The 14,319-nt window shown below is 62.5% G+C and carries 17 protein-coding genes; 11 read left to right on the forward strand and 6 right to left on the reverse strand.

Annotated elements, in window-relative coordinates; genetic code table 11:
• The first annotated feature begins 120 nt into the window (after positions 1 to 120).
• Positions 121 to 981, forward strand: a complete 861-nt coding sequence (locus ABH939_RS23225) for a chlorophyllase/cutinase-like alpha/beta fold protein (protein ID WP_021346076.1) — start codon at positions 121 to 123, stop codon at positions 979 to 981.
• A 63-nt stretch (positions 982 to 1,044) separates the two neighbouring features.
• On the opposite strand, the gene ABH939_RS23230 is transcribed toward ABH939_RS23225, so the two are convergent.
• Together ABH939_RS23230 and ABH939_RS23235 are read right to left on the reverse strand one after the other, a co-directional pair.
• Positions 1,045 to 1,533, reverse strand: a complete 489-nt coding sequence (locus ABH939_RS23230) for a hypothetical protein (RefSeq protein ID WP_007735590.1) — start codon at positions 1,531 to 1,533, stop codon at positions 1,045 to 1,047.
• Positions 1,534 to 1,600: 67 nt separating this feature from the next.
• Positions 1,601 to 2,500: a LysR family transcriptional regulator gene (locus ABH939_RS23235; RefSeq protein WP_058039382.1), complete on the reverse strand. Its 900-nt coding sequence runs from the start codon at positions 2,498 to 2,500 to the stop codon at positions 1,601 to 1,603.
• A 119-nt stretch (positions 2,501 to 2,619) separates the two neighbouring features.
• Here ABH939_RS23235 and ABH939_RS23240 point away from each other — a divergent pair, with 119 nt between their 5' ends.
• From ABH939_RS23240 to ABH939_RS23260, 5 genes are all read left to right on the forward strand, one after another.
• Complete coding sequence (locus ABH939_RS23240) at positions 2,620 to 3,846, forward strand: MFS transporter (protein WP_404650203.1); 1,227 nt, start codon at positions 2,620 to 2,622, stop codon at positions 3,844 to 3,846.
• Positions 3,847 to 3,884: 38 nt separating this feature from the next.
• Positions 3,885 to 5,345: an amidase gene (locus ABH939_RS23245; RefSeq protein WP_341513872.1), complete on the forward strand. Its 1,461-nt coding sequence runs from the start codon at positions 3,885 to 3,887 to the stop codon at positions 5,343 to 5,345.
• 54 nt (positions 5,346 to 5,399) lie between these two features.
• Positions 5,400 to 5,918: a MarR family winged helix-turn-helix transcriptional regulator gene (locus ABH939_RS23250; protein ID WP_003943230.1), complete on the forward strand. Its 519-nt coding sequence runs from the start codon at positions 5,400 to 5,402 to the stop codon at positions 5,916 to 5,918.
• Positions 5,919 to 6,039: 121 nt separating this feature from the next.
• Positions 6,040 to 6,540, forward strand: coding sequence for a hypothetical protein (locus ABH939_RS23255; RefSeq protein WP_341513871.1), 501 nt, complete (start codon positions 6,040 to 6,042; stop codon positions 6,538 to 6,540).
• A 10-nt stretch (positions 6,541 to 6,550) separates the two neighbouring features.
• A complete protein-coding gene (locus ABH939_RS23260) occupies positions 6,551 to 7,462 on the forward strand; it encodes an NmrA family NAD(P)-binding protein (protein ID WP_341513870.1) in 912 nt (303 codons plus the stop codon).
• A gap of 42 nt (positions 7,463 to 7,504) precedes the next feature.
• Here ABH939_RS23260 and ABH939_RS23265 read toward each other — a convergent pair whose 3' ends face one another.
• Positions 7,505 to 7,753, reverse strand: coding sequence for a DUF3253 domain-containing protein (locus tag ABH939_RS23265; RefSeq protein ID WP_064443525.1), 249 nt, complete (start codon positions 7,751 to 7,753; stop codon positions 7,505 to 7,507).
• A 105-nt stretch (positions 7,754 to 7,858) separates the two neighbouring features.
• On the opposite strand from ABH939_RS23265, the gene ABH939_RS23270 reads away from it, so the two are divergent.
• Together ABH939_RS23270 and ABH939_RS23275 are read left to right on the forward strand one after the other, a co-directional pair.
• The gene (locus ABH939_RS23270) at positions 7,859 to 8,485 is read left to right on the forward strand and encodes a class I SAM-dependent methyltransferase (RefSeq protein ID WP_209910478.1); all 627 of its coding nucleotides are present in this window, start codon (positions 7,859 to 7,861) and stop codon (positions 8,483 to 8,485) included.
• Between the two features lie 128 nt (positions 8,486 to 8,613).
• A complete protein-coding gene (locus tag ABH939_RS23275; RefSeq protein WP_030537166.1) occupies positions 8,614 to 9,078 on the forward strand; it encodes a hypothetical protein in 465 nt (154 codons plus the stop codon).
• Positions 9,079 to 9,099: 21 nt separating this feature from the next.
• On the opposite strand, the gene ABH939_RS23280 is transcribed toward ABH939_RS23275, so the two are convergent.
• The 3 genes from ABH939_RS23280 to ABH939_RS23290 form a co-directional block, all read right to left on the reverse strand.
• On the reverse strand, positions 9,100 to 9,537 hold the full coding sequence (locus tag ABH939_RS23280; protein ID WP_007735601.1) for an SRPBCC family protein: 438 nt from the start codon (positions 9,535 to 9,537) through the stop codon (positions 9,100 to 9,102).
• A gap of 96 nt (positions 9,538 to 9,633) precedes the next feature.
• Positions 9,634 to 10,320, reverse strand: a complete 687-nt coding sequence (locus ABH939_RS23285) for a hypothetical protein (protein ID WP_341513869.1) — start codon at positions 10,318 to 10,320, stop codon at positions 9,634 to 9,636.
• Positions 10,317 to 11,237 carry a LysR family transcriptional regulator gene (locus ABH939_RS23290; protein WP_063315440.1) on the reverse strand — a complete coding sequence of 307 codons (921 nt, stop codon included), beginning with the start codon at positions 11,235 to 11,237 and terminating at the stop codon, positions 10,317 to 10,319. The genes ABH939_RS23285 and ABH939_RS23290 overlap by 4 nt, the downstream gene beginning before the upstream one ends.
• A 95-nt stretch (positions 11,238 to 11,332) precedes the next feature.
• On the opposite strand from ABH939_RS23290, the gene ABH939_RS23295 reads away from it, so the two are divergent.
• The 3 genes from ABH939_RS23295 to ABH939_RS23305 are packed head-to-tail and all read left to right on the forward strand — an operon-like array spanning position 11,333 to position 14,310.
• Entirely contained in the window at positions 11,333 to 12,535 is a 1,203-nt protein-coding gene (locus ABH939_RS23295; protein ID WP_042448243.1) for a YbfB/YjiJ family MFS transporter, read from the forward strand.
• 45 nt (positions 12,536 to 12,580) lie between these two features.
• Complete coding sequence (locus ABH939_RS23300) at positions 12,581 to 13,609, forward strand: NAD(P)H-dependent flavin oxidoreductase (protein WP_404650205.1); 1,029 nt, start codon at positions 12,581 to 12,583, stop codon at positions 13,607 to 13,609.
• On the forward strand, positions 13,606 to 14,310 hold the full coding sequence (locus ABH939_RS23305; RefSeq protein ID WP_404650206.1) for a hypothetical protein: 705 nt from the start codon (positions 13,606 to 13,608) through the stop codon (positions 14,308 to 14,310). Before ABH939_RS23300 ends, ABH939_RS23305 begins: the two co-directional genes overlap by 4 nt.
• The last annotated feature ends 9 nt before the right edge of the window (positions 14,311 to 14,319 follow it).

Genomic DNA, 14,319 nt, shown 5'->3' on the forward strand with positions numbered 1-14,319 from the left:
TTTTGTCCACAGACACAACACTTCTGGGATAGTCCGTTTCCTGAAACAAAGCCGACGGGTTGCCTTCCCGTGAATATGTAATACACGTCACTCCGGATCAACTTCGAAAGGTTGACTTTCATGCGAAAGTCTCTGAAACATTTCGTGAATGCTGCAGCGGCGGTTGCGTTGTGCGCGACGCTAGGACTCACGGGCGCAACCGGAACAGCGGCTGCCGATGCGCCCGGCATCCCGAGCGTCGGGCACGATTGGGCGAGTGCAGGGCCGTACACCCCGAACGTCTCGATCGGGCTGGTGCACACTCTGTACTACCCGCGCCAGCTCGGCGCGCGCGGCGAGAAGCACCCTGTTGTGATCTGGGGGAACGGTACCGGTGTGCTCCCCGGTGCGTACACCTCCTTGTTGCGCCACTACGCCAGCCACGGATTCATCGTGGTCGCCGCCAATACACCGGCAAGCAATTTCGCCATCACCATGCGGTCGGGAATCGACCTCATCGCGGACAAAGCGGCCAGCCCGTCGAGTGTCTTCTACGGCAAAGTCGACCTGGAACACATTGGTGCGGTGGGGCACTCGCAGGGCGGGTCTGCGGCGATCAACGCGGCGATCGACGACCGCGTCGACACCGCCGTCGCGATCCAACCAGGCCCGCTCAATGATGTCGATCTCATCGACGAGCCCGTTCTCTATCTGGCCGGCCAGGCCGACGCAATCGTTTGGCCGGCGATCGTGCGGGCGATGTACGAGGACGCAGACCACGTGCCTGCCGAGTATCTGGAACTGCGCGGCGCCACGCACTTCGGTACGGCGATCAACGGCGGCGATATGCGCGGGCCGAGCACGGCGTGGCTGCGGTACTGGCTACTCGACGATCCGAACGCTCGCACCGAGTTCTTCGGAGCGAGCTGTGGATACTGCACTGACACCCAGCAGTTCTCCGATTTCGACCGCAACGATCTGGCCATGCAGATCCCGGGGTGACGGTCAGATCCGGAGTTGTCGAAGACGAACAGCCTTCCAATCAGGTCGGCGGAGTTGCGAAGCTCAGATGACGACGTAGCCGTACATCCGTTCGCCCTGAGCCACAGCTCTGGTCGCTAGTTCGGCGAAGGCGGTCAGGAACGGCACTGAGTCCTCCGACGGTTCACTCGTCTCGTCGATTGCCCAGGCCGCCGCAGCGGCGGCGACACCGTCAGCGTTCAATTCCGCTAGTGCATCGCGTAATTCGTCGGTAACCGTAAGCACGAGGGTGTCGCCGTCGTCGCTCATCGCGACGAGTTTCCCGCAGCGTGGACCTTTTGCAACTTCGTCGTAGGGGCGAGCGGTGAGGGCTGCTTCCAGTCGGCCGAGCGCGACAACTGGATCGACGCCTTTCGCCTGCAGAACTGGAGTCCCACTCGCAGCCAACTGGACCCGCGGGCGAGAAGCTGCGTTCGCCTCCATCACCTCTGGTTCCAAGTCGACGAGTCCCGCGAGGGCAGAGGTGGCATGCTCATCCGTGCGCGCGGTGAAGTAGTCGGTGATCGCAGACATGGCGCGATCATCTCACACACGATGCATCTCAATGCCCCGGACTCCTTCCGCGACTTACTGATCGACGTCAGGAGGGACAGGTGTGCGCTTCCTCGATCGCTTTCGCGAAAGCGCGAAGTCGTGGGCTTTCGAGATCGGTACGCCACACGAGACCCAAAGCAGATTCGGGTAATCCGTTGATCGGTACGAATGTGATGTCCGAGCGCTGGCTGTATGCAGCGGTCGCAGCGCAGAGGATGAGGCCGACCTGACTGAATGCGACCTGCGACAGGCCTTCCTGAACGGTGCTCGCCCCACCCTGCGTGGGAATCGTGGCTCCGCCCGGCGTCGTGCTCGGGGAATTCACACGCTGCCAATAGTCGGGGGCGGGGCCGGTGATGGGTACCAGGCAGATCTGCGCCAACTGCTCGGCGTCGATCACGCTCAGTTCGCTGAACGGGTGATGGACTGAGACGGCGAGGGTCTGGGGCTGTCGAGAAAAGACGAGCCCGGTTGTCAGTTCCGGCTCATCTACGGGGAGAAGGGCCACTGCCGCATCGATTCGCCCGGCGAGTACATCACTGAACGGATCACCCAGGGGTAATTCTTTGATGGTCACGCATGTTTGCGGATGTTGTATTTCGAAACGAGAGACAGCAGCCGCGATCGAATCGTAAATTGCTCCTTGGAAACCCACCCGAAGCGGCGCCGGCATGTTCCGTGCTCTTGACTGAGCGTCCTCGATTACTCCGACAAGCGCACGATGCGCGGGAGCCAACGACGCAAGAAAATCGGCACCGAATTCAGTCAGGTGCACGCGGCGACTGGTGCGCGCCACCAGGCTGGTGCCGATACGACGCTCCAACGCGCTGATCAGCTGACTCACTCGGCTCTGGGAGATGAACAGCCGCTCGCCGGTGCGACCGAAGTGCAGTTCTTCAGCGAGAACGAGGAAGCACTCGATCTCACGCATCGGAGGCTCCGACATTTTCACTCCGACCTTCGACTCATTCGACCACTCCATCATGGCTCATCGATGAATTGAGCTAATGGTTGGATGAGCGATTCGCCGTTGATCCATCGGCGTGCAGGAGCTTCTCTGGTTACATGCCCCACTCCGCATCTGCACAGAACAGCCCTGCGTCCACGTCCTCAACCCACGCACACACCATTGAGAACCACTGGGCTGCGGTCGCGCTGATCGCAGCGTCCACCTTCGTCGTTGTCGCGGCAGAGATGATGCCGGTCGGGCTACTCACCCCGATCGGTGCTGCTCTGGTGGAAAGTGAAGGGACCATCGGGCTCTCACTGGCCATTACCGGATTGGTGGCAGCGGCCACTGCCCCGTTTGTGCCCATCGTGACCCGGCGCTTCGATCGTCGGTCGACGCTTATCGTTCTGATGCTTGTAGTCGCCGCGGCGAACGCCCTCACGGCCCTTGCTCCGAGCTTCGTTTTCCTCGCTGTGGCTCGCGTCCTTCTAGGCGTGAGCATGGGTGGAGTCTGGGCACTCGCAGCTAGTCTGGCACCCAAATTGGTGGGTTCCAGATCCGTCGGGTTGGCGACCACGATCATCTTCAGCGGAATCGCTGTTGCCTCAGTTCTTGGTGTCCCTGCTGGGACGTATATCGGGGCAGTCGCCGGATGGAGCGTGGCGTTCTGGACTCTCAGCTGCGCGGCGACGCTGATCGCGATCGCCATGATCGCTGTCCTACCCACGATGCCAGCTGATCGGGCCTTGTCGCTCGGGAGTCTCGTGGCGGCCTTTCGGAAGCCAGGAGTCCGGGTCGGATTTGCGATTACCGCGCTCATCGTCACCGCTCATTTCGCGGCGTACACCTATGTGCGTCCGGGGCTGGAGTTCTTCGCGGGGTTGAACGCTTCGCAGGTCGGCACAATGCTCCTGATCTACGGTGCATTCGGTGTCGTCGGCAACTTCATCGCCGGGCCGTCCGCTGCAAAGTCCCCGAAGGCGGTGGTCGTCAGCCTCAGCGTGGGAATAGCGGTCACACTCGCCCTGTTTCCGATCTCGGCTACCACCTTGATCGCAGCTGCTCTGCTCATGGCGGCTTGGGGCCTCTTCTACGGTGGTGCATCGGTGAGTACTCAAACATGGATTGCACAAGCAGCTCCCGTTCACCGCGAGGCCGCTTCTGCTCTGTGGGTTGCAGTCTTCAATGCAAGCATCGCGCTCGGTGCGTTCGCGGGCGGACGCATTCACGACCACTCTGGTTCCGAAACGGTCTTCTGGACAGCCGCGGGAATCGCAACTCTGGCAATGCTGCTCGCGACATTCCGCAGTCCCGTCGTGGCAAAGCGCGAACTGACAAACTAGTCGCCCACACAAACCTTTATAGAGGCAGGACAACAGATATGCACCAGACACCCGTTTCGGCATTCATGGATGTGGCCGAGATGCTCGAACGCTACCGGGACAAATCGCTTTCTCCGGTGGACGTGCTCGAGTCCACCATCGAACGTATCGAGGCGCTCAACCCGACCTTGAACGCATTGGGACACACTTTCTTCGATACTGCACGAGCACAAGCGAAGTCAGCGGAACGCCACTACGCCCGCGGCTCGGATGTCAGCCTTCCGCTCGCCGGTGTTCCCGTTGTGGTGAAAGAGGATGAACCGGTGCAAGGACAACCTTGGACTCAAGGGTCCAAGGTCTATGAGGATGTGATCGCCACTCACACTTCCACTTTCGTGCAGCGAATCATCGACGCCGGTGCGATCGTCCACGCGCGATCGACGGCGCCCGAATTCTCCTCGGCCGCGTTCACACAGTCCGAGTTGTGGGGCGTCACTCGCAATCCGTGGAACACGAAATACTCCTCCGGCGGGTCTTCCGGTGGATCGGCAGTCGCACTTGCCACGGGGATGACGCACTTGGCTACCGGTTCCGATGTTGCAGGATCGATCCGAACTCCGTCGTCGTTCAACGGAATTGTCGGGTTCAAGCCACCACACGGCCGTGTCCCGGTCGATCCTCCCTTCAATCTCGATCGCTACTGCCACTGCGGTCCGATGGCGCGCACCGTAAGTGATTGCCTCACACTGCAGTCGGTCATCGCGGGACCGACCTCCGCTGACATTGCCTCGCATGTACCGGCATCGCAGTTACCTACCTTCGCAACGCGTTCGTGCGCGGGAATGCGTATCGCCGTGATCCCCGCATTGGGTGACTGGCCGGTTGATCCGGACGTCGCCGAGAACACGGCGAAGTTGGTGGATACCCTCACCGCTCTGGGCGCACGCGCGGAGATCATCGAAGTCGACCTGTCCCGCACTGCCGTCATGCGCGCGGCCGCCATTCACTACGACCACGTGTTCGGTGCTTCGATCTCTGCCGAAGCGTCCGCGCACCCCGACAAGGTCACGGAGTACGCGAAGGAATTCGCGCGATGGGCACGTCGCACTCGTGGTGATGCGACTTTCCTCGACGGGCTCGCGATCGAAGCCGAACTGTATTCATCGATCGGATCCCTGTTCGATACCTATGACGCGTTGATCACTCCGGCAGTGGCGACGGAGGGCTTTCTTGCCGGCGACGACTACGTGGGGCACGGAATCAATGTGGCTGGAACAGAATTGGAGTTCTACCTCGAGGCTGTACCGGCCATCACCTTCAACATCCTGAGTAGCTGCCCGGTGCTGACAATCCCCACGGGTTTCGCTCGGAACGGAATCCCCACGGGCACACAGATAGTTACGCGACCGTACGACGACCAGACGGCCTTCGCGATTGGGCTCGCCCTCGAGAAGGTCCTGCCGTATCCCGGCAATCACCCGGACTGTCATGCGGCCCCGCAGGTATTGTTCGGCGTTTGAAGCTAGCTCTGGTGGAGGGTTGACCAGAATGTAGTTAGGTGCCATATTAGTTACATGGCAGTGGACGGAACCGATCACGACTCACCCACGTTGGATCAGGCGCGGCGGCAGTTGGAGCACTACGGCCTCGGGTCCGATCCGCAGGCTGTGCTGGTTGCGGTGCGGCTGATCTCGGCGGGCGCGCGGCTCGGTCGAGCAACCGAGGTTCACTTCGCGAGGTATGGGCTGTCGACCGGCCGTTACCGACTGCTTGCGGATCTGGAAGACCACGACGGGGAGAAATCTCCCTCACGTCTGGCGGCTGATCTCGGCGTCTCGCGGGCCACGGTCACCGGCTTGGTCGATGGGCTCGAGCAGGAGGGTTTGGTCGCTCGACGTCCGTCCGCGGAGGACGGGCGTGGTGCGGTGGTCGTCCTGACTGCTCGTGGCGCTCAGCGTTTACGGGACATGGCGCCCGAGCACTTTGCTCGTCTCGAGGAAATGGTCGACGAGCTCACTGTCGACGAGCGAGCGGTCTTTCTGGATCTGCTCTCGCGGGTCGTTCGCGGTATCGGTGCGCTGACTGCGGAGTAGTCGGCTGGGATTCCAAGTATTCGCGTAGCGATTCGAATCGTCGTCAATTCTCGACAGAGACTTCTCTTTTCATACCCAAATAGTTAGTCACCTAATTATAATCGGAAAGTTGGTCTCCTTCATGTCCGGACTCACCCCACCGATCCGTCGCGAAAACGAAAAGGAGATAACCGATTCCAATCGACTCGACCCGGTTGCCGATCGTCGCGGCGCACGAACTTTCATCCTGTGGAGAGAGGTGCTGGTCGCCTACCTTGCCCCTGCGCTGATGGCGGGTGCGGGCGGAGTCGCATCCGGCCAATCGGGCCTCACGATGGCGGCATTTACGTCCATCGCGGGCACGTCGGCAGTGGTGGCGTTGCTGATCGGCTCCTGGCTGCTGCGTCGCGGGAGGTCACGGCCGTGGACCACGGCCCTGCCTCGCATCATGGTGGCGGCAATTCTTGCCGTCGGAGCCGCTGTGATTGCTGGTCTCGTCGGGTGGTTCGCCTCCCGTTGGCTACCAGCTCACACGAGCGTGGTCGACACTGCTTGGCTTGCTCGCCTGCAACTCGATCTACCGATATCTGCCGCTGTCGCTGCCGTCATCGTCAGCTGGCGATGGCGCCGTCAGAATCCCTGACAGACAACACATGTCAACGATCCCCGGCTTCCCGGGGAAGACCGAAAGGAACACGATGATCGTCATCATGGGAGCGTCCGGAACCACAGGCGGCGCGTTGCTACACAGTCTCGCATCCTCGGGTGTGCCGAGCCGAGCGCTGTCCCGCGACCCGGACAGGCTGAGCGCCCACCTCGGCGACTTGGCCGACGGTTCGGTCGAAGTAGTGCCGGCCGATGCCGCAGACCCAACTTCGCTACGGACGGCTTTCAAAGGGGCCGAACAGCTTTTCCTCGCCATGGCCAACGGACTCGAACAGGTCGAGCTCGAAACGCGTGTGATCGACATAGCCGCCGAGAGCGGCGTCGAACACATCGTCAAGATCTCCGACCCCGCCGCCGCGGCCGACTCCCCCATCGCTCTCTCCCGCGGCCACCACGCTGTCGGTGAACACCTGCGCGCATCCGGGATCCGCCACACTCTGCTCCGCCCCTATGCGTTCATGCAGAATCTGTTGCTCCTGGCTCCGGCGGTGGCTGCGCAAGGGGTGATTCTGGGCGCGATGCGGGACGCGCCGTGCAACTGGATCGACTGCCGAGATATCGGTGACGTCGCCGCGGCCGTGCTCACACGCGCCGACCTCGCCGGCGGTACCTACGTCCTGACGGGCAGCGAGGCAGTCGGCTACGGCGGCATCGCCGATTCTCTGACCCGCATGCTCGATCGCCCCGTCCAATATATCGACCTGCCACCGCACGAACTTCGGCAAAACCTCGTCGATCATGCCCACATGCCTCCGTGGCTGGCCGAGCACATTCTGGAGATCCAGCAACTTGCCGTCTCGCGCCCGGAGTCACCCACCGACACGGTGGCACGTGTCCTGGGGCGTGAGCCACGAAGCCTGGATGCGTTCCTGCGTGAGCATCTGGACCGTTTCCGCTGATTCACGCTGCGAGAGCAGTGCCGCCAGCAGTCATGCGGTTGATCAACGAGCCCACCGAATCCTGATCGGACCTCGTACGGATTCCGGGTCGACGACTTCGCCGCCCTGGGTGATCTGCACTTCGCCGTGGGCCACCATGTGGCGGGCAGCCTCTCGGACGGGTTCCATCAGCGGACGCCAATTGTCGGGTGCCGCTGCGCGGGCCACGTCGGAGGGGCAGATGCTCGACTCGGCCGATCGGGCACTGAGTAGTTCGCGGATCTTCGCCGCCAGTTCTTTCTCTTCCACCATATGACCTCAGTTTCCGGACGTGACCGTAGGCCTTCAACAGAGTATGAACCTTCGGTTCGGCGAGTTGTGGCGAAGGAATGGTGCACATCGATAATCATTGACGGCGTGGAGAATTCGAGTGCAACGCGCCGCGACGTAGTCCGAGAGTCGTATTCGGCCAGATCCCAGGAGTACACGGACCTCTTCGGCTCGATGGATTCGACGCACGTATCTGATCGGGCCCTGGTGACCAGCTGGGCTGCCACTTTGACCGGCCCCGTGCTCGACGCCGGGTGCGGGCCGGGGCAGTGGACAGACTTCCTGGCCCAGAGCGGGCTGGCTGTGAGCGGGATCGATCTCGTGCCCGAGTTCGTCGAACGAGCCCGCACCCGATACCCGGATCTTTCCTTCGAGGTCGGGGGCTTCGAGGCATTGGACGCGAAAACGAATTCACTGGGCGGCGTGCTGTCCTGGTACTCGCTCATTCACCATCACCCGCAAGATATCGAGGCACCGCTCGCTGAATTCGCGCGCGTGATCCGCCCAGGTGGTGGGTTGCTGGTGGGCTTCTTCGAAGGCACAACGGTAGAGCCTTTTGATCATGCCGCGACGACTGGTTATCGATGGCCGGTGACCGAACTTGCCGAGGTGCTGGTCACAGCGGGTTTCGACGTGATCGAGACCCATACCCGGACGGGGAGCGGCTACAGGCCGCACGGCGCAATCACTGCCAGCCGGCGCGGCGTCGAATAGCGGATCGAGACAGCGGATCGAGACAGGGCGAGCAATTCTCTTTCATTCATTTCGTGTGAGTGGTGTGCTGGATGAGTCACTTCCCGGCTTTTTCAGCACCGGATCATCCACAGTTGAAAGAAGGCGCCATGACCACGATCCATCTTCACAAGACGACCACTGCGACGCCCGAACAGGTCCTTGCCGGCCTGACCGACTTCGGCCCGGGCCGTGAGGAAATCTTCGGCCGCAGTGCGGACAGCTACCTGAAAGTGCACCAACAAGGACCCCACGATGCTGATGTCACCGAGGGCTCCAGTGGTATTTGGGAGCGTCTGCACTACGACTGGACCGACCCGCACCGCGTCGTGATGACAACCACCGACTCCAACCTGTGGGGCGGGGCGTCGAGCCATACCTACACGCTGACCCGGCAACCGACGGGTCTGACCGATGTCGACGCCGTCGTGGTCCGGGACGGCAAGAACCTCAAGGGAAAGCTCCTGGCGTCGGTACTCGGACTCGTCGGCACCCAAGTGCTGGGAAAGTCGTTCACGAAGTCCATCGACGCCATCGAAGCTCGCAACGGTGGCGCGAGCGGCGGCAACCCATAGTGAGAAGAACCTGACGGACGGTCAGAGCGCTTCGAGGGCTTCCGTCATCTTCTTCACCGTCTCCGGTGCCACTTTGGCTTCGAATCCCGCCTTCAGGAGAGGCGACGCAATCTTGGCGGCACCGTTGAACTCGACGTTCGCGTGATATTCGATCTCGGTCGAGTTCGGACCCACCGAAGTCAAGGTGATGTCGTCGGTACTGGTGGCAGTCTTGTTCTTTCCTTCGAGAACAACGTGATTCAGCTCGTCGGTCACCAGCGTGTACGTCAGTTCCGTGGTGACGCCGAACAGCTTCGACACGTTGTGCCATTGGGTTCCGACGCCGACAGGACCGTCGGAGATCTGCGTGCAACTCTCGGTGCCCGGATCCCACGTCGGCGCATTGGCGAAGTCGCGGAGAAACGCCGCAGCCTTTTCGATCGGTACCTCGGCGGTGAATTTGCGGGTGACGTCAACCATGCGGTGGGCCTTTCGGTTCATTTTTCGGCGGTAGTGCCGAGGCGAGACTTCGTTCCGACGCCCGGGCTACCCAAACTCGACGAACGGTAACCGCCTTCAGAAGACTGCGCGGTCCAGTGGACGTGGAAGCGGATCGAGTGCGCCGGTCTCGCGCAGGCGCTCGTAAGCCAAAACGACCCCATCGCCGGCCCTGATCTGCAGCAACACGCCGCCGGGTAACGCGGTAACGTCTACGGCCAGGTCATCCGGGATCGCGTCAGCGCGAGCGGCCGAGAGGTAGCCGAAGCGGCCGATCACGGGATCTCCGACGCGATAGTCGGACTCGTCTTCGAGAGCATCGAGGATGTTGTCGTCGGTGACGTCTCCGAAGTCCGGTTCCCACACCGCGGCGAGCATCCGAAGTAGTTCTGTCTCAGGAACTTCGGCGGCGTCCGGCGCGCTGACAGCGAGAATCATCGACTGTAGGACGATTTCCGGTTCGCCGCCCGCCAAGCCGGAGAGTTCGAGCCCCCATTCGGACCCTCCACTGGCTACGAGCCTCAATCCGATTCCCAGACGATCCGACCAGTCTTCGGCGGCCTGCGCGTTCTCGAGGGCCTGTGCCAACTGGTCGACGGTCACGGCAGTAGCAGGTCCAGCGGAATGGATCTGTTGCCACGACCCGTCGACCACCTCGGGCAACAGGAATTCGACTTGCTCCAACGTCCGACGCCACCGGGAGGCCACGGCCTGCACCGATTCCGGCCGTCGTCCCCAGAAAACTCGAATAGCGCGTCGTGTCATCGAGTCCTCCGGTAAGGATCGTCCATGGGTAGCCATCTCCCGTCCTCGTGGATTCCGAGATCAGTGACGCCGCGGGTGAGAGCGTCGACGGCCGCGAGAACGGCAGGGCGCGTTTCGTTCTCACGACACAGGAGTGACCACGTCCAGATTGTCGCCGGGTCGATCATCGGGCGTGCCGTGAGATCGCTCGGCAGCGTGATGGTCTGCCCTTTGGGCGAGTTGACGACCGGACGGCCGACGGCACGGACGTGATCGAAGAATGCCGGGCCGGTGATACCACCGTCGTTGATGCGCATGATCTGTGCGCCGGTATCGCGAGCGAATTCTTCGGCGTAGACGTTCCACGAATACCAGGAGGTGGTGTCGTCGTCGACGAGCACGACGACGTCGCGTGCCCGCACCGGTGTGGTGTCCTCTCCGGTGGAGACCGCGTACAGCCGATCCGCACCGAGCAGTCTTGCGCTCAGAGCATGTTGGGCGACATCGGTTTTCCGCACCCAGGCGATCGCCAGGTCGAGGCTGCCGTCCGCTACCCGCGCGGCCTGCGCGTGCGAAGGCACCACCCAGGCGTCGACGTGCAGTTGCGCGACCCCTGAAGTGCGCGCGATCAGATCCGTGGGGAGCCAATTGACGTAGCCGATCCGGACGGGCTCCGCTCCGGACAGACGCTCCGCGCGGCGTCGCAGATTCTCGGCACTCTCGAGTAGCGCACGGACATCAGGGAGCAAGGCCGCGCCGGCTGGCGTCAGAGCGACGGAACGGCGGTCGCGGACGAACAGCTTGACGCCGAGGTCGCGCTCGAGTGCCATGATCTGCTGCGACAATGACGGCCCGGCTATCAGTAGCCGCGCCGCGGCTCGGCCGAAGTGCAATTCCTCGGCGACGACCTCGAAATATCTCAGCTGACGCAGCTCCACGATCCTTCATGCTACGTGCGGTGGGAGGTTGTGCCTATCAGTCAGGAGCAAAGCGGTCGTGGCGGTTCGGCGCGGCCGGGGCACACGATAAGACCATGACCACAATCCACAACGGCGTCTCCCCGCGAGCGCACGCTGTCCAAGCTGCCGCTGCGCTGGCGGCGAGCATGGGAATCGGTCGATTCGTCTACACACCGATTCTGCCGTTGATGCACACGCAGTCCGGTCTGTCCGCCTCGCTCGGCGCCACCCTGGCGACGGCCAACTACGTCGGGTACCTGATCGGCGCGCTCGCGGGAATCCTCATTCCCGGCGTGGTGCGCTCGGCAGCGGTGATGCGTACGTCGTTGGTGGTCCTCATCGCGACTTTGGCGCTCATGCCCACTACCCACGACGGATCCATCTGGTTCGCCCTGCGGCTCGTCGCAGGCATTGCCAGTGCCCTCGTCTTCATGATCGCCGTCAGCGCTTTGCACGCGCACCTTCGGGGGCAATCCCAATTTCTGGCCGGATGGGGATTCGGCGGAGTTGGGTTGGGTATCGCCCTGTCCGGGGTCCTCGTGTTGGTCGTCCGCTTCATCGGTACCTGGAGTACAGCCTGGCTGGCATCTGCGGCCCTTGCAGTGGTGTGTGCGGTCGCAGCCTGGGGATTGACGCCGGAACCGCGTCCGGCCATCACACCGGACGCGCCGGGAACTCCCACTCCCCAACGCGGGTTCACTGCCTTGTTCATCAGTTATTTCCTGGAAGGCATCGGCTACATCATCGCGGGCACGTTCCTTGTTGCCGCAATCGATCTCGCCGCTCCAGAATGGGTGGGCAGCGGCGCTTGGATAGTGGTCGGTCTGGCCGCATTTCCCTCGTGCGCCCTGTGGGCTTGGCTCAGCCTGCGTTGGTCGAGGCCGACTCTGCTTCTCGTTGCCCTGTTGATTCAGGCGGTGGGCATAGCGCTTCCTGCTGTGATCGGAGGCGTCGGCCCCGCACTGATTTCAGCTTTTCTGTTCGGTGTCACCTTCCTTGGTATCGGGTCAATTGTGTTGGCAATCGGCGCGCACCTGCAGTTCCCACGCGCCGTGGCGTTGCTGACCGCTGGATACAGCGTCGGTCAGATTCTCGGCCCACTCGTTGTCACTCCGTTGCTGCGAGACGGGTATCGCGACGCTCTGCTGTTGGGTGCGGCCGTCGTTCTGGGCGCAGCAGTGGCCGCCGCGGTTTTGCGGTTCCGATTCCCTTCCGATCTCGATGCGGACCCTCGGACGGCCACCTCGACTGAGGAGGTAGTTTTTGATGTCAGATGACGAAACCGCCGGAGCACTACCCGACGTAGGACTGGAGATGTTCGAATGAGCGCACTCACAACCGATCTCGACCTGAAGGTCCCTGTCATCGCAGCCCCCATGGCCGGCGGCGCTTCCACACCGGCACTTGTTGCTGCTGCCTCTCGCGCAGGCGGTCTCGGATTCCTCGCCGCCGGGTACAAGACGCCTCAGGCTCTGTCCGACCAGATCGACGCCGTGCGCGCCGAGGGAGTGTCGTTCGGTGTCAACGTCTTTGCACCCAACCCGGTGCCTGTCGACGTCGATGCCTACCGTGCCTATACCAGGGCGATTCAGGTCGAGGCGGATCGCTATGGCATCACACTGGCTGACGGTGAGCCGGTCGAAGACGACGACTACTTCGAGGACAAGATCGATCTGCTCCTGGCCAGCCCGGTTCCGGTGGTCAGCTTCACCTTCGGCTTTCCCGCACCCGGCGTCATCAAGGCGCTGCGCGCTGCCGGTTCACTTGTCGTCCTCACTGTGACTTCGGAGGCAGAGGCGCTCCTTGCCGTCGACGCCGGTGCCGATCTGCTTGTGGTGCAATCGTCGGCTGCCGGCGGCCACTCCGGAACGCTCACTCCCCTGCAGGTTCCGGCAGAAACACCGATCACCGAACTGATCGCACAAATCCGTCATCGCACCTCTGTTCCGCTATTGGCGGCCGGTGGACTGGCGACCTCCGCCGACGTCGCTGCAGCCTTACGTGCCGGAGCGGACGCGGCAGTGGTCGGTACCGTACTGCTGCGCACCGAGGAGAGTGGTGCCTCGGCTCCGCACAAGGCAGCTCTGGCCGACACGTCCCGCGGGAACACGGTCGTCACAAGAGCTTTCACGGGACGTCCTGCACGGGCGCTTCGGAACGAGTTCATCGATCGCTACGACGCACAAGCGCCCATCGGGTACCCGGCCATCCATCACCTGACCAACCCGATGCGCAAAGCCGCTGTTGCGCAGGCAGATCCCGAGCGAATGCACCTGTGGGCCGGTACTGGCTATCGCCACGCGACGGAGAAACCAGCCGGGGTAGTGCTTTCGCGATTGGCTAACCTGTGACGGCGCGGACACCGGAAGCCGCATTGCCCGAGGTAGTGACATACGACGGGTTGCCCGGGTCCGCCGGTGGTGCACACTCGCTTCGAGTCAAGCGTCCCGATGTTGCATTTCAGCGGCTGCAGACATTCCTGGAATCCTGCACCGAACCAGTGTCGTTGCCGTCGTGGACGTTCGAGATCTACCAGAGGGGGCCATCCGAGCCGACCGCGCAGTTGTCATCGTTCGCTACCGAGCTCTTCGGTGGGCCCCGCTACAAAGCGCAAACCCATACCGAATGGAACGTCCCACCTGGTTCTGTCAACGAAGCGCTCGATGCCCTCGTTGGTTGCGATGCGGTCACAACCCACGGACGTTCTGTGGCGGCGCTGACCTGCAGCGCGCCCGTACGCCTGATCGACCCCAACACCCGCGCGCCGTACCCCGACATCACCCCCGACGCGTTCGGCCGTTTTGCCGTGGATGGATACGGCCGGATTCTCGGCGAGTCAGGCATACGCGCAACCCTCGGCAACGCGACATCCTCACTGTCCCTGTGGCTCAACCTGCCTGCAGACGAACGGTTGTCGTCCGGTGCTCGTCACCTACAAGACCATCTCCCGTTCCGGCTGTCCGCGAAGCACTGGCGTCTCTGGCGGCCGAACAGGAGCGCAGACTCTTATCGTTCCAACAAGATTCCGTCGCCGGTTCACGACCACGGTTGAATCACGCAG

Source organism: Rhodococcus sp. 27YEA6, assembly GCF_044908235.1.
GTDB lineage: Bacteria > Actinomycetota > Actinomycetes > Mycobacteriales > Mycobacteriaceae > Rhodococcus_F > Rhodococcus_F qingshengii.